18 protein-coding genes and 1 riboswitch are annotated in these 19,518 nt (G+C 64.4%); of the genes, 15 read left to right on the top strand and 3 right to left on the bottom strand.

Annotation, left to right across the window (positions count from 1 at the left end; translation table 11 throughout):
* Positions 1–29 precede the first annotated feature (29 nt).
* Positions 30–3,977 carry an ATP-dependent RNA helicase HrpA gene (gene hrpA, locus AC0GNR_RS13760; RefSeq protein ID WP_472901541.1) on the bottom strand — a complete coding sequence of 1,316 codons (3,948 nt, stop codon included), beginning with the start codon at positions 3,975–3,977 and terminating at the stop codon, positions 30–32.
* Between the two features lie 36 nt (positions 3,978–4,013).
* Here hrpA and argA point away from each other — a divergent pair, with 36 nt between their 5' ends.
* Together argA and ppk2 are read left to right on the top strand one after the other, a co-directional pair.
* Positions 4,014–5,354: an amino-acid N-acetyltransferase gene (gene argA, locus AC0GNR_RS13755; protein ID WP_472901498.1), complete on the top strand. Its 1,341-nt coding sequence runs from the start codon at positions 4,014–4,016 to the stop codon at positions 5,352–5,354.
* A 121-nt stretch (positions 5,355–5,475) separates the two neighbouring features.
* Positions 5,476–6,756 carry a polyphosphate kinase 2 gene (gene ppk2, locus AC0GNR_RS13750; protein WP_472901497.1) on the top strand — a complete coding sequence of 427 codons (1,281 nt, stop codon included), beginning with the start codon at positions 5,476–5,478 and terminating at the stop codon, positions 6,754–6,756.
* 18 nt (positions 6,757–6,774) lie between these two features.
* Here the strand turns inward: ppk2 and AC0GNR_RS13745 are convergent, their stop codons facing one another.
* Entirely contained in the window at positions 6,775–7,296 is a 522-nt protein-coding gene (locus AC0GNR_RS13745; RefSeq protein WP_472901540.1) for a disulfide bond formation protein B, read from the bottom strand.
* Between the two features lie 443 nt (positions 7,297–7,739).
* Between AC0GNR_RS13745 and AC0GNR_RS13740 the strand changes: the two genes are divergently transcribed.
* Both AC0GNR_RS13740 and AC0GNR_RS13735 read left to right on the top strand, forming a co-directional pair.
* Positions 7,740–8,018 carry an oxidative damage protection protein gene (locus AC0GNR_RS13740; protein WP_472901496.1) on the top strand — a complete coding sequence of 93 codons (279 nt, stop codon included), beginning with the start codon at positions 7,740–7,742 and terminating at the stop codon, positions 8,016–8,018.
* A gap of 17 nt (positions 8,019–8,035) precedes the next feature.
* Positions 8,036–9,253, top strand: a complete 1,218-nt coding sequence (locus tag AC0GNR_RS13735; protein ID WP_472901495.1) for an FAD-dependent oxidoreductase — start codon at positions 8,036–8,038, stop codon at positions 9,251–9,253.
* A 10-nt stretch (positions 9,254–9,263) separates the two neighbouring features.
* On the opposite strand, the gene AC0GNR_RS13730 is transcribed toward AC0GNR_RS13735, so the two are convergent.
* Positions 9,264–10,058, bottom strand: coding sequence for a hypothetical protein (locus tag AC0GNR_RS13730; protein WP_472901494.1), 795 nt, complete (start codon positions 10,056–10,058; stop codon positions 9,264–9,266).
* Positions 10,059–10,236: 178 nt separating this feature from the next.
* On the opposite strand from AC0GNR_RS13730, the gene AC0GNR_RS13725 reads away from it, so the two are divergent.
* The 11 genes from AC0GNR_RS13725 to tnpB all read left to right on the top strand — a co-directional run.
* Positions 10,237–11,028, top strand: coding sequence for a sulfite exporter TauE/SafE family protein (locus AC0GNR_RS13725; RefSeq protein WP_472901493.1), 792 nt, complete (start codon positions 10,237–10,239; stop codon positions 11,026–11,028).
* Between the two features lie 30 nt (positions 11,029–11,058).
* Positions 11,059–12,828, top strand: a complete 1,770-nt coding sequence (locus AC0GNR_RS13720) for a nitrite/sulfite reductase (protein ID WP_472901492.1) — start codon at positions 11,059–11,061, stop codon at positions 12,826–12,828.
* 22 nt (positions 12,829–12,850) lie between these two features.
* Positions 12,851–13,261 carry a DUF934 domain-containing protein gene (locus tag AC0GNR_RS13715; protein ID WP_472901491.1) on the top strand — a complete coding sequence of 137 codons (411 nt, stop codon included), beginning with the start codon at positions 12,851–12,853 and terminating at the stop codon, positions 13,259–13,261.
* Positions 13,262–13,273: 12 nt separating this feature from the next.
* Entirely contained in the window at positions 13,274–14,020 is a 747-nt protein-coding gene (locus AC0GNR_RS13710) for a phosphoadenylyl-sulfate reductase (protein WP_472901490.1), read from the top strand.
* A gap of 20 nt (positions 14,021–14,040) precedes the next feature.
* Positions 14,041–14,997: a sulfate adenylyltransferase subunit CysD gene (gene cysD / locus AC0GNR_RS13705; RefSeq protein WP_472901489.1), complete on the top strand. Its 957-nt coding sequence runs from the start codon at positions 14,041–14,043 to the stop codon at positions 14,995–14,997.
* A 137-nt stretch (positions 14,998–15,134) separates the two neighbouring features.
* The gene (locus tag AC0GNR_RS13700) at positions 15,135–16,472 is read left to right on the top strand and encodes a sulfate adenylyltransferase subunit 1 (RefSeq protein ID WP_472901488.1); all 1,338 of its coding nucleotides are present in this window, start codon (positions 15,135–15,137) and stop codon (positions 16,470–16,472) included.
* A gap of 106 nt (positions 16,473–16,578) precedes the next feature.
* On the top strand, positions 16,579–16,908 hold the full coding sequence (gene fdxA, locus AC0GNR_RS13695) for a ferredoxin FdxA (RefSeq protein ID WP_472901487.1): 330 nt from the start codon (positions 16,579–16,581) through the stop codon (positions 16,906–16,908).
* 5 nt (positions 16,909–16,913) lie between these two features.
* Positions 16,914–18,014 carry an NAD(P)/FAD-dependent oxidoreductase gene (locus AC0GNR_RS13690; RefSeq protein ID WP_472901486.1) on the top strand — a complete coding sequence of 367 codons (1,101 nt, stop codon included), beginning with the start codon at positions 16,914–16,916 and terminating at the stop codon, positions 18,012–18,014.
* A 103-nt stretch (positions 18,015–18,117) separates the two neighbouring features.
* Positions 18,118–18,220: riboswitch (TPP riboswitch) on the top strand.
* Between the two features lie 219 nt (positions 18,221–18,439).
* Positions 18,440–18,877, top strand: coding sequence for a TonB-dependent receptor plug domain-containing protein (locus tag AC0GNR_RS13685; RefSeq protein WP_472901539.1), 438 nt, complete (start codon positions 18,440–18,442; stop codon positions 18,875–18,877).
* 53 nt (positions 18,878–18,930) lie between these two features.
* Positions 18,931–19,371: a transposase gene (locus AC0GNR_RS13680; protein ID WP_472900627.1), complete on the top strand. Its 441-nt coding sequence runs from the start codon at positions 18,931–18,933 to the stop codon at positions 19,369–19,371.
* On the top strand, positions 19,347–19,518 hold a 172-nt coding region (gene tnpB, locus AC0GNR_RS13675; RefSeq protein ID WP_472900637.1), incomplete at its 3' end, for an IS66 family insertion sequence element accessory protein TnpB. The genes AC0GNR_RS13680 and tnpB, both read left to right, overlap by 25 nt.

Here is a 19,518-nt window from a genome sequence, read left to right as displayed (position 1 = left end):
CCGCTTCGTGGTGCGGACAAGCTGCGGGTCTAGCTGTTGAGCTGAGACCAGGCCTTGTCCAGCCGCTTCACGCTCACCGGCTGGGGCGTGCGCAGCTCTTGTGCAAAAAAGCTCACCCGCAGCTCCTCCAGCAGCCAGCGCAGTTCTTGCAGGCGCGCGTCTTGCACGCCTTTGCGCTCGGCCACCAAGCGCCAGAAGCGTTGGTCTTGCGGGCGCAACTCAGTCAGCTTGGCGGCGTCGCGCGCCGGGTCGGCGCGCAGCTTGTCCAGCCGCAGCTGCACCGCTTTCAGATAACGGGGAAAGTGCTGCAATTGCGCATAGGGCGTGGTCAGCAAAAAGCGCTTGGGCACCAGGCGCTGCAGCTGCTGGGCCACATCGGTGGCCACGTCGGCGGGCGGGCGGCTGTCTTTGAGCTTGCGCGCGGCGGCGGCGTATTCGGTCAAGATCAGCCCGGCGTTGCGCGCAATCTCGGTTGAAATCAGCGTGAGCCGGCCGCGGCCCTCGTCCACCCGTTTCTTGAAAGCCGCTTCGTCGGTGGGCAGCGGTTCGGCCAAAAAGGCGCGGTCCAACGCGAGTTCAATGATCTGGCTGCGCAGCTCTTCCAGCGTGCCGCCGCCCGATCCGCTCTCGGTTTTTCCCACCTGCATGTAGGCCGTGGCCATGGTCATCAGGCCGGGCAGGTTCTTTTCCAGGTATTTCAGCGCGTCCTTGATCTGCAGCGCAAACAGGCGGCGCAGGCCTTCCCGGTGCCGCGCCATCGCCACTTCAGGCTCGTCAAACACCTCAATCGCCACGGCGTCGCCCAGGTCCATGAGCGCCGGGAATCCGATCAGCGTCTGCCCGCCTTTGCGGATCTCCATGAGCTCGGGCAATTCACCAAAACTCCAGCTGGTGTAGCGCTGAGCCGCACTGGCGGCGGGCACGGCGGGCGCCTCTGCGGCCACACGGCGGGCGCCGCTGGCAGCGGCGGGTGCCGGGGCGGCCTTGGGCTCGGGCGGAGCCGGGCGCAAGCTCTCCAGCTTCAGCGAAGCCAGCGCCTGAAACGCCCCACGCGCCTGCCCGCCCAGCTCGGCCTTCAGCGCAGCCAAGCTGCGGCCCTGGCCCAGCTGGCGGCCGTGTTCGTCCACCACGCGCAGGTGCATGAAGTGGTGGGGCGTGAGCATGTCCACCTTGATGTCGTTGCGCGCAATGTCCAGCTGGGTGGCTTCGCGCACCAGCTTCAGCAGCGCATCCATCAGGTTGCCGGCGCCAAACACCGCGGGCTCGGTGAGCGCGGTGGCAAAACGTTCGGCCGTGGCCGGCAGGGGCACCAGGCGCGAGCGCGGGCGCTGGTGCAGGGTTTTCAGCAGCGCCAGCAGCTTGTCTTTCAGCATGCCGGGCACCAGCCAATCGCAGCGGTCTTCGCTCACCTGGTTGAGCGCAAAAATCGGCACCGCCACGCTCAGACCATCGCGCGCATCACCCGGTTCGTGCAGGTAGGTGCAGGCGCAGTCCACCCCACCCAAGCGCAGCGTTTTGGGAAACGCCTGCGTGGTGATACCGGCTGCCTCGTGGCGCATCAGCTCTTCTTTGGTCAGCAGCAACAGCTTGGGGTTGAGCCGCTGCGCGTCTTTGTACCAGCGCTCAAAACTGGCGCCGCTGCACACCTCGGCGGGAATCTGCGCGTCGTAAAACGCAAAAATCAGCTCGTCGTCCACCAGCACGTCCTGACGACGCGACTTGTGTTCCAGCTCGGCCACCTGCTTCACCAGCTTCTGGTTGGCGGCCAGAAACGGCAGGCGCGTCTCCCATTCACCAGCCACCAGCGCTTCGCGGATGAAAATCTCGCGCGCGCCCGCCGGGTCGACCCGGCCGTAGTCGGTGCGGCGGTTGTGGTACACCACCAGGCCGTACAGCGTGGCGCGCTCCAGTGCCGTGACCTGTGCGGCCTTCTTCTCCCAATGCGGGTCGAGCAGCTGCTTTTTGATCAGGTGCGGGCCGACCTGCTCCAGCCACTGCGGCTCAATGGACGCGATGCCACGCCCAAACAGGCGCGTGGTTTCCACCAGCTCGGCGCACACGATCCAGCGCCCGGGCTTCTTGCTCAGGTTGGCGCCCGGGTGGCGGTAAAACTTGATGCCGCGTGCGCCCAGGTACCAGTCCTCAGCCTCGTTCTTCTGGCCAATGTTGCCCAGCAGGCCCGACAGCATGGCCAGGTGCAGCTGCTCGTAGCTGGCCGGCTGGGTATTGAGGGACCACTTGTGTTCGGCCACCACGGTGTGCAGTTGGGTGTGGATGTCGCGCCATTCGCGCACCCGCCGCACGTTGATGAAGTTTTCGCGCAGCAGGTTTTCGTATTGCCGGTGGCTGAGCTTGTGGTCTTTGCCGTGGCCGCCCTTGCTGTCGTCCAGCCACTTCCAGAGCTTGAGCGTGCCGGTGAATTCGCTCTTTTCGTCGTCGAACTTGGCGTGCGCCTGGTCGGCCTGGGCCTGTTTGTCCATGGGCCGGTCGCGCACGTCTTGCACGCTGAGCGCAGAGGCGATCACCATCACCTCGTCGAGCGCACCGCGCTGCTGCGCCTCCAGAATCATGCGGCCCACGCGCGGGTCCAGCGGCAGGCGCGAGAGCGTCTGGCCGATGGCTGTGAGTTCGTTGGCCTCGTCCACCGCGCCCAGCTCGGAGAGCAGTTGGTAGCCGTCCACAATGGCGCGCTTTTGTGGCGGTTCAATGAACGCAAACTCTTCTACGGCGCCCAGGCGCAGCGCCTTCATGCGCAGAATCACACCGGCCAGCGAGCTGCGCAAAATTTCAGGGTCGGTGAAGGCCGGTCGTCCGTTGAAGCCGGCTTCGTCGTAGAGCCGGATACAAATACCGTCGGCGACGCGGCCGCAACGCCCGGCGCGTTGGTTGGCCGCCGCGCGGCTGATGGGTTCCACCATCAGCTGCTCCACCTTCTGGCGAAAGCTGTAGCGCTTCACGCGCGCGGTGCCCGCGTCGATCACGTAGCGGATACCCGGCACGGTGAGCGAGGTTTCGGCCACGTTGGTGGACAGCACGATGCGCCGCCCACTGTGGTCCTGAAAAATGCGGTCCTGCTCGGCTTGCGACAGGCGCGCAAACAGCGGCAGCACCTCGGCGTTGCGCAGCGTGGGGATGTGGCTGAGGTGCTTGCGCAGGTGGTCCGTGGCTTCGCGGATTTCGCGCTCACCGGGCAAGAATATCAGGATGTCGCCACCCTGCGGCCCGCGCCAAAGCTCGTCCACGCCGTCGGCAATGGCGTTGTTCAAATCGTAGTCGCGGCTTTCTTCAAACGGCCGGTAACGCACTTCCACCGGGAAGGTGCGGCCAGACACCTGGATCACCGGGGCGGGACCGCGTTTGGACGCGAAGTACTGCGCAAAGCGGTCGGCGTCGATGGTGGCCGAGGTCACCACCACCTTCAGGTCGGGCCGGCGCGGCAGCAGCTGGCGCAGGTAGCCCAGCAAAAAGTCGATGTTGAGGGAGCGCTCGTGCGCCTCGTCAATGATGATGGTGTCGTAGGCGCGCAGGTCGGGGTCGGTCTGCGTCTCGGCCAGCAAAATGCCGTCGGTCATGAGCTTGACGGATGCGTCTTTGCTCAGCCGGTCTTGAAACCGCACCTTGAAACCCACCACCTCGCCCAGTGGCGTCTTCAGCTCTTCGGCGATGCGCTTGGCCACGCTGCTGGCGGCAATGCGGCGAGGCTGGGTGTGGCCAATCATTTGCGGGCGCTGGCCCGGCTTGGCGTTGAGTTTGCCGCGCCCCATCTGCAGCGCGATCTTGGGCAGCTGCGTGGTTTTGCCAGACCCGGTTTCCCCGCAGACGATGACCACCTGGTGCTCGCGCATGGCCGCCTCAATCTCAACGCGACGCGCAGAGACCGGCAAGGACTCGGGAAATTCGATAAACAAAGGCGTAGAGGACAAGGGCACAACTTCAGTCAAAATCAGGCAACCGGTGATTATCCGCGCCCGCCCCATTCCCTGCCCGACAGCCTGCCCGATCTGCCCGCCCACATGTCCAACGTCTTCAATTTCACCTTTGTGCCCTGGTTTCGCTCGGTGGCGCCCTACATCCACAAATTGCGCGGCAGCACGGTGGTGGTGGGCGTGTCGGGTGAAGCCATCGCAGCGGGCAAGCTGCCCCTGATTGCGCAAGACCTGGCGCTGATCCAGAGCATGGGTGTGGAAATCGTGCTGGTGCACGGCTTCAGGCCGCAAGTGAACGAACAACTGCACGCCAAGGGCCACACGCCCAAATACTCACACGGCATGCGCATCACCGACTCGGTGGCGCTGGACTGCGCCCAGGAAGCTGCGGGCCAGCTGCGCTATGAAATTGAAGCGGCGTTCAGCCAGGGCCTGCCCAACACACCCATGGCGGGCGCCACGGTGCGGGTGATTTCAGGCAACTTCGTGACTGCGCGCCCCGTGGGCCTGATGGACGGCGTGGACTTTCAGCACTCGGGCCTGGTGCGCAAGATCGACACCGAAGGCATTCAGCGCACGCTGGACATGGGCGCGCTGGTGCTGCTGTCGCCCTTCGGCTTCTCGCCCACGGGCGAGGCCTTCAACCTGACCATGGAAGACGTGGCCACCTCGGTGGCCATGGCGCTGCAGGCCGACAAGCTGATGTTTTTGACCGAGGTGCCCGGCATCCGGCTCGACGCCAACGACCCGACCAGCGAGATCGACACCGAACTGCCGCTGGCCGCCGCCAAAACCATGCTAGCCGCCCTGCCCGCTGCCACCCAGCCCACCGACACCGCTTTTTACCTGCAGCACTGCATCAGGGCCTGCGAAGGTGGCGTGGACCGCAGCCACATCTTGCCGTTTGCGGTGGACGGTGCGCTGCTGCTGGAGATTTACACCCACGACGGTATTGGCACCATGGTGGTGGACGAGAAGCTGGAAAGCGTGCGCGAAGCCACCATGGACGACGTGAGCGGCATCGTGGCGCTGATCGAGCCGTTTGAAAAAGACGGCACGCTGGTCAAGCGCGACCGCACCGAGATCGAGCGCGACGCGGGCTACTACACCATCATCGAACACGACGGCGTGATCTTTGGCTGCGCCGCGCTCTACCCGTACCCGGAAGCGCGCACCGGCGAAATGGCGGCACTCACGGTGTCGCCCGACACGCAGAGCCAGGGCGACGGCGAACGCCTGCTCAAACGCATCGAAACCCGCGCGAAGGCACAAGGCTTGCAAAGCATCTTCGTGCTGACCACCCGCACCATGCACTGGTTCATCAAGCGCGGTTTTGTGCAGGTCAACCCGGACTGGCTGCCCGAAGCGCGCAAGCGCAAGTACAACTGGGACCGCAAGAGCCAGGTGTTGGTGAAGAAGCTGTCGTAAACCACATCACGCCACAGGGCCTGCTGCAGGGAGCATTGCAGCGCCGACTTGATAAAAATCAAACCGGTGCAACGCCCATTGTTGATACTGGTGTGTTGTGTGACAGAAGGATGAACAAGCCATGACGGAACGAGCCACCCCCAACGCCCCCGTTGCCAACGCTGCCGCCCCAGCCACCAAGGCAGCGGCCAAACCGCGTGCGCGGCGCGCCGCCCAACCACCGGCGGCTACCCCGCGCCAGGCCGCTGCGGCGTCAAAGCCCAAAGCCCCGGTGGCTTCGGCCAACCTGCCCGCTGAAAAGCCACGCCGTGTGGCGCTGGGCGACACCAGTGGCAGCAGCCAGCCCAAAAAGATCCGGAAAAACACCGTTTCACGGGCCATGGCATCGCGCCAAGCTGCCCAGTTGGCCGCCGTACAAGACATTTTGTCGCGCACCGAAAACAGCCAACGAGAAAGAGCCGAATCGCTGCGCGCCATTTTGGAGGGCGCAGCGCCCGACGACGCCAAGGCCATCCGCCGCCTGCTCAAGCAAGAAACGCAGGTGGTACGCAGCGAAGCCAAGGCCATGGTCAACCCCGACGAGGCGCTGGCCGCTGACTGGCGCAGCGGCGCCTACCCCTACAAAAACCTGCTGTCGCGCCGAGTCTACGAGTCGCAAAAATACCTGTTGCAGGTGGAGCTGCTCAAGCTGCAAGCCTGGGCCAAAGAGACCGGCCAGCGCGTGGTGATCTTGTTTGAGGGACGCGACGCGGCCGGCAAGGGCGGCACCATCAAACGCATGATGGAGCACCTGAACCCCCGCGGTGCGCGTGTGGTGGCGCTGGAAAAACCGAGCGAGGTGGAGCGCGGCCAGTGGTACTTTCAGCGTTATGTGCAGCACCTGCCCACGGCCGGTGAAATCGTGCTGTTTGACCGCAGCTGGTACAACCGCGCGGGTGTGGAACGGGTCATGGGCTTTTGCAGCGACGACGAATACCAGGAGTTCATGCGCCAGGCGCCGCAGTTTGAACGCCAGCTGGTGCGCAGCGGCGTGCACCTCATCAAGTTCTGGTTTTCGGTCAGCCGCGAAGAACAGCGCCGCCGCTTCAAAGAGCGCAAGGCCCACCCGCTCAAACAGTGGAAGCTCAGCCCCATCGACCTCGCTTCGCTGGACAAGTGGGACGACTACACCAAGGCCAAAGAAGCCATGTTTTTCGAGACCGACACGGCCGACTCGCCGTGGACGGTGATCAAAAGCGACTGCAAGAAGCGCGCACGCCTGAACGCCATGCGCTACCTGCTGCAAAAGCTACCTTACACCAACAAAGACCCGAAAAACATCGGCTCGCTGGACTCCCTCATCGTGGGCCGGGCCCACGTGGTCTACGAGCGCGGTGAGCGCCCAGGCAGCGCGATCCTCTGACCCAGCCCGCGCTGGGTTTCAGCGCAAAGGGCGCTGAGACCACAGCAAGGCGGCCAGCACCGCAATGGCGGTGAAATACAGGAACGACCAGTTCGCAATCGACAGGCCCAAGAAGGTCCAGTCGATTTCAGAACAGTCGCCACTGCCTTTGAAGATCATGGGAATGGCGCGCTTGAGCGGGAACGACTCGATCATCCCGAAAAAGTCGCGGCCGCAACTCAGCACCTCAGGCGGGTTCCACTGCAGCCAGCTCTGGCGCGCTGCCACAAAAGCGCCAAACACCGCCAAACCTGCCATGAGCCACAACCCGGTGTGCCTCGCACCGCGTTGGGGCAACACCGCAGCAATGCCCGCCACCACAGCCACCAGAATCAGCGCGTAGCGCTGCACGATGCACATGGGGCATGGCTCCAGCCCCACCGCATGCTGCAGGTACAGGCCAAAAGCCAGCATGGCGGCGCTGCCCGCAGCCACCAAGCCCAGAAACTGGCGGGGGAAACGCTCAAAAATAGACGGGGTAACGGTCGGAATGGTGGGGATCAAGTCAGTGTCCTTGCAGGAATACGCGGGCCGTGCGCGGCGAGACGGCAAGTGTCTCACCATATTTGAAACCCAGATTTTTATGCATTGTTGTTCGGCCCACCGGTTATCCAATGGCCAGCCAGCCAGGGCCATTGACCGAGCTCAAGCCCAAGAGTTCCAGACAAGGCCGGCCGGCGTATGCGGGACTGTGGAACATGGCAAGACGCAGTAGTCACGCACCGCTGGCATCTATTCATCACCGACGATCGCATCGGGTGAACCCCCGCCAGCTTCAGGGCAACAAAAGATTGATAAAGTCAACGCATGTGCGCAGCGCAGTTCCTGGGACACCCAACGAACCCATCACCGGAACTTGCGAGCGACGTGAAACTCGGGTGGACGCACACGAGCGCACCGATGCACACACCCATTCATTCAAACACCACTCCAAGGACATCCACATGGCACGCACCGTTAACTGCATCAAGCTGGGCAAAGAAGCCGAAGGCCTGGACTTTCCGCCCTACCCCGGCGAGCTAGGCAAGCGCATTTTTGAAGGCGTGAGCAAGGAAGCCTGGGCCGCCTGGCTCAAGCACCAGACCATGCTGCTGAATGAAAACCGCCTGAATCTGGCCGACGCCCGCGCCCGCCAGTACCTGGCCCGCCAGATGGAAAAACACTTTTTCGGTGAAGGCGCTGACGCAGCGGCCGGCTACGTGCCTCCCCCCGCAGAGAGCTGAAGCCTGCGGTTTCACCCTTGACTGCAGCCAAGCACCACGCCCTGGTGATCGGGGCCGGCCTGGCCGGTGCTGCGGTGTGCGTTGCTTTGGCACGCCGCGGCTGGCACACCACGCTGATCGACGCCGCGAGCGGCCCGGCACAGGCCGCGTCGGCCTTGCCCGTGGGCATGCTGAGCCCCCACGTCACCAAGGCCCCCACACCGCTGTCTCGCCTGTCTGCGCTGGGCGTGGCTGCCACCCGCACTGAACTGGAGCGCCTGCTGCTGCCAGGGCATGGCTGGCAAGCCTGCGAGGTGGACAACCTGGGGCACGATCCCGGCCGCTGGCCCGCCGCCCTGGTGCGCCCTGGCGCCCTGGTGCAAGCCTGGCTGGACGAGGTCCGGCAAACCGCGGGTCTGACCACCGTGTGGAATGCGCCAGTGGCCCGCCTTCGCCAAGGCACCATCTGCTGCGCCCCCAACCATGGCAGCGCGGGCTGGCAGGCACTGGACGCACAAGGCCATGTGCTGGCAGAAGCGCCGGTGGCGGTGGTGGCGGCCGCCTTTGGCAGCCTGGCGCTGCTGCAGGCCAGTGCACCCGAGCTGGGTGCCACCGCCCTGCCGCTGCGTCCTGTCAAAGGGCAAATGAGCCTGGGTGCCCAACACGGCCCGGCGCTGGCCCCACGGCCCCAGCGCGACAACGGTGTTTTTGTGCCCCTTTACGAAGACGCCGGTCTGGCGCCCCAATGGCCGGCCCGAGTTTGGGCCATGGGCTCCACCTACCTGCGCGGCGACGCCAGCACCACGCTGAGTGATGCCGACCACGAACGCAACGCGCTGAGCCTGCATGCCATGGTCCCCGAAGCGGCGGCGCAGCTGCGCGTCGCTGCCGCGCAGGGCACGCTGTTGGGTTGGGCGCAGGTGCGCTGCGCTTCGCTGGACCGCCTGCCGCTGGTAGGTGCGGTACCCGATGTGGCGGCGTTGCATAGCCGCATGGAACAAGCGGGACCTCGAAGGGGCCGCGTGGCGCTGGAAGACACGCCGCGCTGGCCGGGCCTTTTCATGCTGGGCGCACTGGGCTCGCGCGGGCTCACGCTGTCGTATTGGTGTGCGCACTTGCTGGCGGCCCAAATCGAGCGCGAGTCTTTGGACGGCGCAGCGCCCGACCTGGTCCAGGCGCTGGACCCCGCTCGGTTTGCGTGGCGCCAGGCGCGCAAGCAGCCCACACCCCAAGCACCGCAACCCCAGACCGCTTAAGCGCTGCCTTTTACAGCAGATCCATCCATTGAGACAGCTCGCGCGGCTGTAAAGGCCTCGCCAGCAGCACCGAAATGCCAGCCTCGCGTGTGTGGCGCCGCACCCGTCGGCGGTTCCACCAGTCTGCCAGTGGGCCAGCCATTTCGCTGCTGGCCAGCGTGAGCGCCTGGGGGTAGCGCTGTGCAAACATCCGAGCCAATGACCAGACGTCCACCTGCTTGTCGTCCAGATTGAACACACCGCAGCAGTAGTCGTTGCGGCCCATCAGGTCCACCGCGGTTTCGGTGGTGGTGGCCTCGTCCAGTTCCACCACGCCCACCAGGGCCAGACGCGAGCGCAGGTACATGCGCTCATGTTCGTCCGAACCCACCAACAGCGCGCGCTTGATGCGCACTTGCGAAGGATCGAGTTCCAGCGGTGCGGGGGCGGTGATGTCCAGGTCAATCAAGCCCGAATCCGTTTGCCGCGCGGCAAAAACGGCGTCCAGATCGTTGAGCACGTCGGCCCATTGAATAGGGCGCTGCAGCACGCGCCAAGCCTGTTCGGGAGCGCCCGGCCCGACCCAGATCAAGCGCTGCCCCGCAGGCAGCTCTTTGGCGTGCGACAAAACAGCCTCGGCGCTCTGCCCGTCCACCAGCGCCACTTCGGCAGGTGCCACGGTGCCAATGGCGCCCGGTGCTGTCATGGGCGACCAGGGCGCGTAACACAGGTCGCGGTCTTCAGACAGACGAAACACCGTGTTGAGCGCGTGCCGCTCCGTGTCGGAAAACCCGACCACGCTCACAAAAATGCGCTGTTTCTGCATGCCGCAGATATTAAGCCCCTCAGGCCACGCAAGCGGTGATCGTTCTCAAAGCGTTGTCAAACCCCGAGGTGTGCACCGCTCACCGGGCGCGGCCTTCAGCCTCCTTATTCGTTCTGGCTATATGTGAATAAATAAAAAGTAGTTTGAAATATAAAGAGGTGAATTTACAGTCGCGCCCATGCCTGAATTCGCCATCCTCTTTGCCGGCTTTGCCGTGGGACTCATCGTCGGACTGACCGGCGTGGGCGGTGGCTCGCTCATGACGCCCATTTTGATTTTCTTCTTCGGCGTCAAGCCCTACATGGCGGTCGGTACCGACTTGCTGTTTGCCGCCTTCACCAAGCTCGGCGGTACCGTCAGCCTGGCGCGCCAGCGGTTGGTGCCCTGGCGGGTGGTGGGCCAACTCAGCGCGGGCAGCCTGCCAGCCGCCGTGATCACGCTGGCGGTGTTGCACCAGCTGGGCCCGGCCAGCGCGTCGGTGCAGTCGCTCATGACCAGCACCCTGGGCGTGGCCCTGCTGCTCACCGCGGCCGCCATGCTGTACAAGGCAGCGCGCGGCAAACAGCTGCCGCGCACCCTGGCCGACAACCAGCTGGAAGCCGCCAGCCGCGCCCGCCACTGGAGCCTGCCTGTCATTTTCGGCGCCGTGATTGGTACCTTGGTCACGATCACGTCGGTGGGCGCGGGCGCCATTGGCGTGTCGGTGCTGCTGCTGCTGTTTCCCTTGCTTCCGCTGCCGCGCATTGTGGCGGCCGACATCGCTTATGCCGTGCCCCTCACCTTGGTGGCGGGCATGGGCCACGCCAGCCTGGGCTCGGTGGACTGGCCTTTGCTGGGCCAGCTACTGGCCGGCTCGCTGCCGGGCATCTGGCTGGGCACCCGGCTGATGCGCCACACACCCGAGCGCCTGGTGCGCTCGGCACTCTCCGTCTTGCTGGCCTACGCCGGCTTCAAGCTGATCGCTTTTTGACCGCTTTCTGACCTTTTTCACACCACGACGATGTACCAGTACTCCGACTTTGACCGCCAGTTTGTCCAGTTGCGGGCGTCCCAGTTCCGTGACCAGCTTGAGCGCTGGCAGGCGGGCACGTTGCGCGAGGATGAATTCAAGCCGCTGCGACTGCAAAACGGCTGGTACGTGCAGCGCTTCGCACCCATGCTTCGCGTGGCTGTGCCCTACGGCGAACTCTCCAGCCCACAGCTGCGCGTGCTGGCCAAAATTGCCCGGGACTATGACCACAAGGAAGAACACGACACGTCCAAAGCCCAGGCAGCCCTGGCCGATGTGCCTACCTTGCCCGACCGCTGCGGCCACTTCACCACGCGCCAAAACGTGCAGTACAACTGGATTCCGCTCGCCCGCTCGGCCGATGTGATGGACCTGCTGGCCAGTGTGAACATGCACGGCATTCAGACCAGCGGCAACTGCATCCGCAACATCACCACCGACGCGCTGGCCGGCATTGCGGTGGACGAGGTGGCCGACCCCCGCCCGTTCGCCGAAATCATGCGCCAGTGGAGCACGCTGCACCCCGAGTTCGCCTTTCTGCCGCGCAAGTTCAAGATCGCCATCACCGGCGCCCGCGAAGACCGCGCCGCCACTCCCTGGCACGACGTGGGCTTGCGCCTCTTGCGCAATGTGAACGGGGAGCTGGGCTTTCAGGTGCGCGTGGGTGGCGGCATGGGCCGCACCCCCATCATTGGTGCGGTGATCCGCGAGTTTTTGCCGTGGAACCAGATCCTCAACTACCTCGAAGCCGTGGTGCGCGCCTACAACCGCTTCGGCCGCCGCGACAACATCTACAAAGCCCGCATCAAAATTTTGGTGAAGGCCGAAGGCCAGGCCTTCACCGACCAGGTGGAAGCCGAGTACCGCGACATTCTGGACAAGGATGGCGCGCCGCACACCATCACCCAGGCCGAGCTCGACCGCGTGAGCGCATTCTTTGCAGCGCCCCAGCTCCATTGCGACCGCAAAAGTGCCGACGCCAAGATCGCACACATCTTGAAGGCCGCCGCCGAAGACGACGTGGAATTCAGCCGCTGGCTGACGCAAAACGTGAAGCCGCACCAGAACCCCGACCTGCGTGCCGTCACGCTGTCGTTCAAACGCATCGGTGCCGCCCCCGGCGACGCCACCGCCGAACAGCTGGAACGCGCTGCGGACCTGGCCGACCGCTTCTCTGGCGGCGAAGCCCGCGTGACGCACGAACAAAACCTGCTGCTGCCTTGGGTGCGCTGCGACCAGCTGCCCGAGCTGTGGCGCGAGGCGCGCCGGCTGGGCCTGGCCAAGCCCAACATTGGCCTGCTGAGCGACATGATCGCCTGCCCCGGCGGTGATTTCTGCGACCTGGCCAACGCCCGCTCGCTGCCCATCGCCCAAACGCTGCTCAACCGCTACAAAGACCTGGACGAGCTGCACGACCTGGGCGAGATTGACCTGCACATCAGCGGTTGCATCAACAGCTGCGGCCACCACCACAGCGGCCACATCGGCATTCTGGGCGTCGACAAAGACGGCCAGGAGTGGTACCAGATCACGCTGGGCGGCTCGGACGGCTCGCGCCTGTCGGGCGAAGCCACGCCGGGCAAGGTCATTGGCCCATCGTTCGCCGCCAGCGAAGTGCCCGATGTGATTGAAGCCCTGCTGGACACCTACCGCAACCAGCGCACCACCGGTGAGACCTTTGTGAACACGCTGCGCCGCACCGGGCTGGACGCCTTCAAGACCGCCGCCAACGCCGTGCGCGTGAGCACCGCGCGCGCCTGAGCCCATAAGACAGGAACCCACCATGAGCACCGCCCCCCTTTTTAACCTTGCACAGGCTGACAACTTTGTGCCCGCCGAGCCCGAGCAACAACGCCTGGTGCTGACCAACGACAGCGACCCGCGCGAAGCCGACCTGAGCGGCATCACCGTCATCGAGCTGCAGTTCCCCAAGTTCAACGATGGCCGGGCCTTCAGCCAAGCGTTTTTGCTCCGACGTCGGCTCGGTTTCACCGGCGCCATCCGCGCCACCGGCGACGTGTTGATTGACCAGTTGCTGCAAATGCAGCGCAGCGGCTTCACACAAGCCGTGCTGCGCGCCGACCAGAACCTGGCGCATGGCCAGGCGCTGCTGGCCCACTTCCCGGCTTTCTACCAAGGCGACGCGGTCAACACCGCGCCGCATTTTGTGGCACCCGTGGCCGCCCACGCCTGAGCAGGACACCCCATGAGCGCCATCGACCTTTACAACGCACCGTCCCCCGCCTTTGCAGACAAGGTGGCGCACAGCCTGGCCTTGTTGCAACGCGCCGCCAGCGAATACCCCAAGCTCACCCAGGCCTCCAGCCTGGGCGCTGAAGACATGGTGGTCACGCACCTGATTCACCTGGCGGGCATCCCAAGCGGCATTTTTGTGCTCGACACCGGCAAGTTGCACGCCGAGACCCTGGCTTTGGTGGGCCAGATTGAGCAGCGCTACACCCGCAGCGTGGAGGTGTACCGCCCCAAAAACGAGTCGGTGGTGAAGTTTGTGCGCCACCACGGCGAAGAGGCCATGTACCAAAGCATCGACCTGCGCAAGCAGTGCTGCGACATCCGCAAAATGGAGCCGCTGGCCCGCGCCTTGGCCGGCAAAGACGGCTGGATCACCGGGCTGCGCCGCGAACAGTCCAACGCCCGCGCCGAGGTGGCCGACATCGTGCAAGAAGCCGGTGCGTTCGGTAGCCGCGTGAAGATCAGCCCACTGGTGGAATGGACCTGGGGTGACGTGTGGCATTTCATCGCCGAGCACCGGCTGGACTACAACGCCCTGCACGATCAGTTTTACCCCAGCATTGGCTGCGCCCCCTGCACCCGCGCCATCAGCGTGGGCGAAGACTTCCGCGCCGGCCGCTGGTGGTGGGAAGACGAAAAAGCCAAAGAGTGCGGCCTGCATGTGCAGTCCATCGAGTCCCAACGCCCCCAGGCCGCCTGAATTTTTTTGAGCCAAACAACATGAACGCCCGTACCGACAACGCCGTGCTCCAGTCCGCCCAGCCGACCACCGAACACCACCTGAGCAACGCCCACCTGGACGCGCTGGAGGAAGAAACCATCTTCATCCTGCGCGAGGTGGCTGCGGCTTTCGAGCGCCCTGCCTTGCTGTTTTCGGGCGGCAAAGACTCGCTGGTGATGCTCAAATGCGCCGAGAAGGCATTTGGCGTTGGCCGCATTCCCTACCCGCTGCTGATGATCGACACCGGCCACAACTTTTCGGAAGTGACCGACTTCCGCGACAGCCGTGCCGCCGAGTTGCAGGCCGAGCTGATCGTGCGCAACGTCGAAGACTCGATGAAGCGCGGCACCGTGCGCCTGGCCCACCCGGGTGAGAGCCGCAATGTGCACCAGTCGGTCACGCTGCTCGAAGCGATCGAAGAGTTCCGTTTCGATGCCCTGATCGGCGGCGCCCGCCGCGACGAAGAAAAAGCCCGCGCCAAGGAGCGCATTTTTTCGCACCGCGACAGCTTCGGCCAGTGGCAACCCAAGGCCCAGCGCCCCGAGCTGTGGACGCTGTTCAACACCCGGCTGGCCCCGGGCGAACACTTCCGCGTGTTCCCCATCAGCAACTGGACCGAGCTGGACGTGTGGCAGTACATCGAGCGCGAGCACATCGCCCTGCCCTCGATCTACTACACGCACCCGCGCGAGGTGGTCGACCGCCGCGGCTTGCTGGTGCCGGTGACCGAATTGACCCCACCGAAAGACGGTGAGACCGTGCAGGTGCGCGACGTGCGTTTTCGCACCGTCGGCGACATCACCTGCACCTGCCCGGTGGAAAGCCTGGCCGCCACCGCCGCCGACATCGTGATCGAGACGCTGGCGGCTGACGTGAGCGAGCGCGGCGCGACCCGCATGGACGACAAGACCTCTGAAGCTTCGATGGAGAAGCGGAAGAAAGATGGGTACTTTTAGCTCACCCCTGCGCCGCGCCTAAGGGCGCGTCACCCCCTCAAGGGGGCGGCGCTGGCGGCCCGGCAAAGCCGGTTCCGCGGCGCCCTTGCATTGGGACATCGCCTCCGGCCACCTTTTTGATTTTGTGATTGACTGACATGAACACCACTTCCCCCGTTCGGGCTGAGCCTGTCGAAGCCCTCGCACCCACGCAGGCGCAAGACACCCGCCCCGCCCTGAAATTCATCACCTGCGGCTCGGTCGACGACGGCAAAAGCACGCTGATCGGCCGCCTGCTGGTGGACAGCAAAGCCGTGCTGCAAGACCACTTGGCTGGCGTGCAGCGCCAGGGTGAGACCGACCTGGCGCTGTTGACCGACGGCCTGTCGGCCGAGCGCGAGCAGGGGATCACCATCGACGTGGCCTACCGATACTTCAACACCGAGACCCGCAAGTTCATCATCGGCGACGCGCCGGGCCACGAGCAGTACACCCGCAACATGGTGACAGCCGCCTCCAGCGCCGACGCGGCGGTGGTGCTGGTGGACGCCACCAAGCTCGACTGGCAAGACGCCGCACTCAAGCTGCTGGTGCAAACACGCCGCCATTCGCTGCTGCTCAAGCTGCTGCGCGTGCCGTCCATCGTGTTCGCCGTGAACAAGCTCGACGCCGTGGCCGACAGCGCGCTCGCGTTCCAGCACATCAGCGCAGCGCTCGCCGCGTTTGCCGCCGAAGCCGGCATTGCCGTCACCGCCACCGTGCCGGTGTCGGCGCTGAAAGGCTGGAACGTGGTGGACGCTGCCGCCGACGTCACTTGGTGCGGCTACACAGGCCCGACGCTGCTGGACATCCTCGAACACCTGCCGGTCACGGCCGCCGACACGGCGCTGCCTTTCGCATTTCCCGTTCAATGGGTTGAAAAGTTCAGCAGCTCGTCCGACACCAGCCAGGGCCGCCGCGTGTTCTGGGGCCGTGTGGCCACGGGCGGTGTGCAGGCGGGTCAGCAGGTCAAGGTCATGCCCAGCGGCCAAACCGCCACTGTGGCCCAGGTGCTTGACCACGCGCGCCAGCCTAAAACCGTGCCGGCTGGTCACAGCGCCGGCATCGTGCTGGACCGCGAGGTCGACGTGTCGCGCGGCGACTGGCTTCTGGCGGCGGACAACAGCGGCGGTGCGGCCCTGGAAGGCAGCCGCGAGATCCGCGCCACCATGGCCTGGCTGGACGAAGAAACCCTGGTGGCAGGCCGCGTCTACTGGGCGCTGCACGGCCACCGTTGGGTCAAGGCCAAGGTGAAACGCATCGTGCACAAGCTCGACATCAACACCCTGGCCGAAGAAGACGCCACGCAGCTCGAACCCAACGCCATCGGTCACATTGAGCTCACGCTGCAAGAGCCGCTGGTCACCCTGCCATTTGCGCAGTCGCGCGCGCTGGGCTCCCTGGTGCTGGTGGACACCGCCAGCCACAAGACCTCTGGAGCCCTGCTGGTCAACTGAACCCGCGCCCAACAACCTTAACTTATGTCAACGCAAGGGGCTTGACCCCTCCCTACACTCTGGAAAACCCTAAAATCTGGGGTTTTACCGAACAGCCCACCACACCATGACCCACGTTGTCACCGAATCCTGCATCCGCTGCAAATACACCGATTGTGTGGACGTCTGCCCCGTCGACTGCTTCCGTGAAGGCCCCAACTTCCTGACCATCGACCCCGATGAGTGCATCGACTGCGCCGTCTGCATTCCCGAGTGCCCGGTCAGCGCGATCTATGCCGAAGAAGACCTGCCCAAAGACCAGCTGCACATGACCCAGCTCAACGCCGATCTGGCCGTGCTGCCAGGCTGGAAAAGCATCACCAAGCGCAAAGAGCCTCTGCCCGACGCCGACGACTGGAAAGACCGCAGCGGCAAGCTGTCCGAGCTGATCCGCTGAGCACCATGGACCCGCAACTGGCCCCTGCCGTGATGGACACAGCAGCCGCGCATGATGGTCCGATCGAAACCGATGCCGTCATCGTGGGTGCCGGCCCGGTGGGCCTATTTCAGGTGTTTGAGCTCGGGCTGCTGGAGATCAAGGCGCATGTGATCGACGCGCTGGCCTACCCCGGTGGCCAGCCTGTGGAGCTGTACCCAGACAAGCCGATTTACGACATACCGGCCATCCCGGTGTGTACCGGCCAGGAACTCACGGACAGCCTGCTCAAGCAGATTGCACCGTTTGGCGCCACGTTCCACCTGGGTCAAGAAGTGACCACGGTGGCGCAACAAGCTGACGGGCGCTTCTTCGTCGAAACGTCCAAAGGCACCCGGTTCCTCACCAAGACGCTGTTCATTGCCGCCGGGGTGGGCGCCTTTCAGCCGCGACTGCTCAAGGTGGACGGTCTGGAGCGTTTCGACGATTCACAGCTGTTTTACCGGGTCAAGAACCCGGCCGACTTCGCCGGCAAAAATCTGGTGATCGTGGGCGGTGGCGACTCGGCCATTGACTGGGCGCTCAACTTCGTGGCCGATGGCCCGAACAAAGCCGAAAGCGTGATCCTGATCCACCGCCGCGACGGCTTCAAGGCCGCGCCCGCCAACGTGGCCAAGATGCGCGAACTGTGTGACCAACTGGAGATGCAGTTCATCGTCGGCCAGATCACAGGCCATGAAGAAAAAGACGGCCGCCTCAGCGGTGTCAAAGTCACCGGCTCTGACGCCGTGACCCGCGTGGTACCGCTCGACGTGCTGCTGGTCTTTTTTGGCCTGTCGCCCAAGCTCGGCCCCATTGCCGACTGGGGCCTGGAGATTGAACGCAAGCAGCTGGTCGTGGACACCGAAAAGTTTTCCACCAGCATTCCCGGCATCTTCGCCGTGGGCGACATCAACACCTACCCAGGTAAAAAGAAGCTCATTTTGTGCGGCTTTCACGAATGCGCCCTGGCCGCTTTTGGTGCCATGCCCATCATCTTTCCGGACAAGAAGGTGTTTTTGCAATACACCACCACCAGCCCCAAACTGCACAAGGTGCTGGGTGTCGAGTCACCGGTGTTTGACTGAGCCGATCCCGTCAAAACCCATTGAGCCACCTGCGCTCACCCGCAAAGCCCTCCCACTGGAGGGCTTTGTTTTTGCACCTACAATCCAACCGCGCTTGAAAAAGTGCATTCGCTAGGGGTGTTGCGGTCTGACAAGGCTGCGACTGAGAAAGTCCCTTTGAACCTGATTGAGGTAATCCTCGCGCAGGGAAGCAGCCACGCAAAAACCAACGCACGCCCGCCGTGCGACCGTTCCTTTTTGCGTGCAGCCGACCTGCCATTGACGTCCCACGGACACAACACATGGCAACCACCAACCGAAACGCTTCCCCACTTTGCCTGCCCGCTGCGGCGGCAGGCCCTTTCAAACCCAGCAACGCCGCCCTCGCCTGCCTGCTCGCTTGCGCGTCTGCAGCATAAGCGCAAAGCCCGGCGCCCACGGCCAGCCTGGCTGAGGTCGTCATTCAAAGTGACGCAGTCACCGCTGCGCCCGACGTCAGCGGGTTCGCAGACCAGCCCCTGGCCCATTCGCCGCTGAGCGCCACCGTTATCTCGTCGGACGAGATCATCAACACCGGGGCACGCCGGCTGAGCGACCTGTACCGTCTGGACGCGTCGGTTTCAGACGCCTACAACGCTGGTGGCTATTACGACTACGCGAGCGTGCGCGGCTTCGTCATCGACAACACCTACAACTACCGCCGCGAAGGCCTGCCCATCAGCGCCGAAACCGCGCTGCCGCTGGACCACTTGGAGCGCGTGGAGTTGCTCAAAGGGACCAGTGGCATCCAGGCCGGTACCAGCGCGCCCGGCGGCCTGTTCAACCTGGTGGTGAAGCGCCCCACCCAAAACAAGCGTAAGCGCTCTATGAACCCCGTCTTTTAAAGGCAAGGCTGATCGGAGATGCTACGTGTCCACGTACAACAAGGTGGACACCTATGACAGAGATCAGTGCAGAGTTGAAGAGCAGATTGGTCAGCGGACGAAAGCGTGATGGGCGCTGTGCATACGACCCAGTTGCCAAAGCGGAGCTTGTTCAGTCCTGCATGCAGCCCGGCGTTTCCGTGGCGCGCATGGCGCTGCAATACGGCATCAACGCCAACTTGCTGCGCCGCTGGATCACCCAGCGCATGGGCACGGACATGAAGGCCGGTCGGGCCAACATGCCGACTGTAGCGATGGGCGGCGGCGATACATTTGTGCCGCTGCGACTTGCACCACCCGGTGCTGTGCCTGTCGCTGCTGCGCTCAAGGTTCGGCTTCACGCTCGACTGCCCAATGGGGTGGAGGTCGACCTCAGCGAGGCAGGCCCGGGCGAGTTGCTGCCCGTCATTGAACTTCTGGGGCGCCTGCCATGTTCCGGCTCGACGACACGCTGACGGTGTACCTGCACCGCCCGGCCATCGACTTTCGCATGGGTATCAACGGTCTGGCCATCCTGGTGGAGCAAGCCCTGGGAATGAACCCATTCGCCAGGTCGGTATACGTGTTCAGCAACCGCCGTCGCACCCGAGTCAAGATCCTGG

The organism is Hydrogenophaga sp. LT287, from assembly GCF_055702805.1.
Note: the sequence above shows the minus strand (reverse complement) of the source record. Positions and strands in the feature narration are given on the sequence as shown.

Excerpts from the sequence above, each read along its gene's own strand:
- hrpA (WP_472901541.1), bottom strand. The coding sequence starts at position 3,977 with ATGGGGCGGGCGCGGATAATCACCGGTTGCCTGATTTTGACTGAAGTT.
- argA (WP_472901498.1), top strand. The coding sequence starts at position 4,014 with ATGTCCAACGTCTTCAATTTCACCTTTGTGCCCTGGTTTCGCTCGGTG.
- ppk2 (WP_472901497.1), top strand. The coding sequence starts at position 5,476 with ATGACGGAACGAGCCACCCCCAACGCCCCCGTTGCCAACGCTGCCGCC.
- AC0GNR_RS13740 (WP_472901496.1), top strand. The coding sequence starts at position 7,740 with ATGGCACGCACCGTTAACTGCATCAAGCTGGGCAAAGAAGCCGAAGGC.
- AC0GNR_RS13730 (WP_472901494.1), bottom strand. The coding sequence starts at position 10,058 with ATGCAGAAACAGCGCATTTTTGTGAGCGTGGTCGGGTTTTCCGACACG.
- AC0GNR_RS13725 (WP_472901493.1), top strand. The coding sequence starts at position 10,237 with ATGCCTGAATTCGCCATCCTCTTTGCCGGCTTTGCCGTGGGACTCATC.
- AC0GNR_RS13720 (WP_472901492.1), top strand. The coding sequence starts at position 11,059 with ATGTACCAGTACTCCGACTTTGACCGCCAGTTTGTCCAGTTGCGGGCG.
- AC0GNR_RS13715 (WP_472901491.1), top strand. The coding sequence starts at position 12,851 with ATGAGCACCGCCCCCCTTTTTAACCTTGCACAGGCTGACAACTTTGTG.
- AC0GNR_RS13710 (WP_472901490.1), top strand. The coding sequence starts at position 13,274 with ATGAGCGCCATCGACCTTTACAACGCACCGTCCCCCGCCTTTGCAGAC.
- cysD (WP_472901489.1), top strand. The coding sequence starts at position 14,041 with ATGAACGCCCGTACCGACAACGCCGTGCTCCAGTCCGCCCAGCCGACC.
- AC0GNR_RS13700 (WP_472901488.1), top strand. The coding sequence starts at position 15,135 with ATGAACACCACTTCCCCCGTTCGGGCTGAGCCTGTCGAAGCCCTCGCA.
- fdxA (WP_472901487.1), top strand. The coding sequence starts at position 16,579 with ATGACCCACGTTGTCACCGAATCCTGCATCCGCTGCAAATACACCGAT.
- AC0GNR_RS13690 (WP_472901486.1), top strand. The coding sequence starts at position 16,914 with ATGGACCCGCAACTGGCCCCTGCCGTGATGGACACAGCAGCCGCGCAT.
- AC0GNR_RS13680 (WP_472900627.1), top strand. The coding sequence starts at position 18,931 with ATGACAGAGATCAGTGCAGAGTTGAAGAGCAGATTGGTCAGCGGACGA.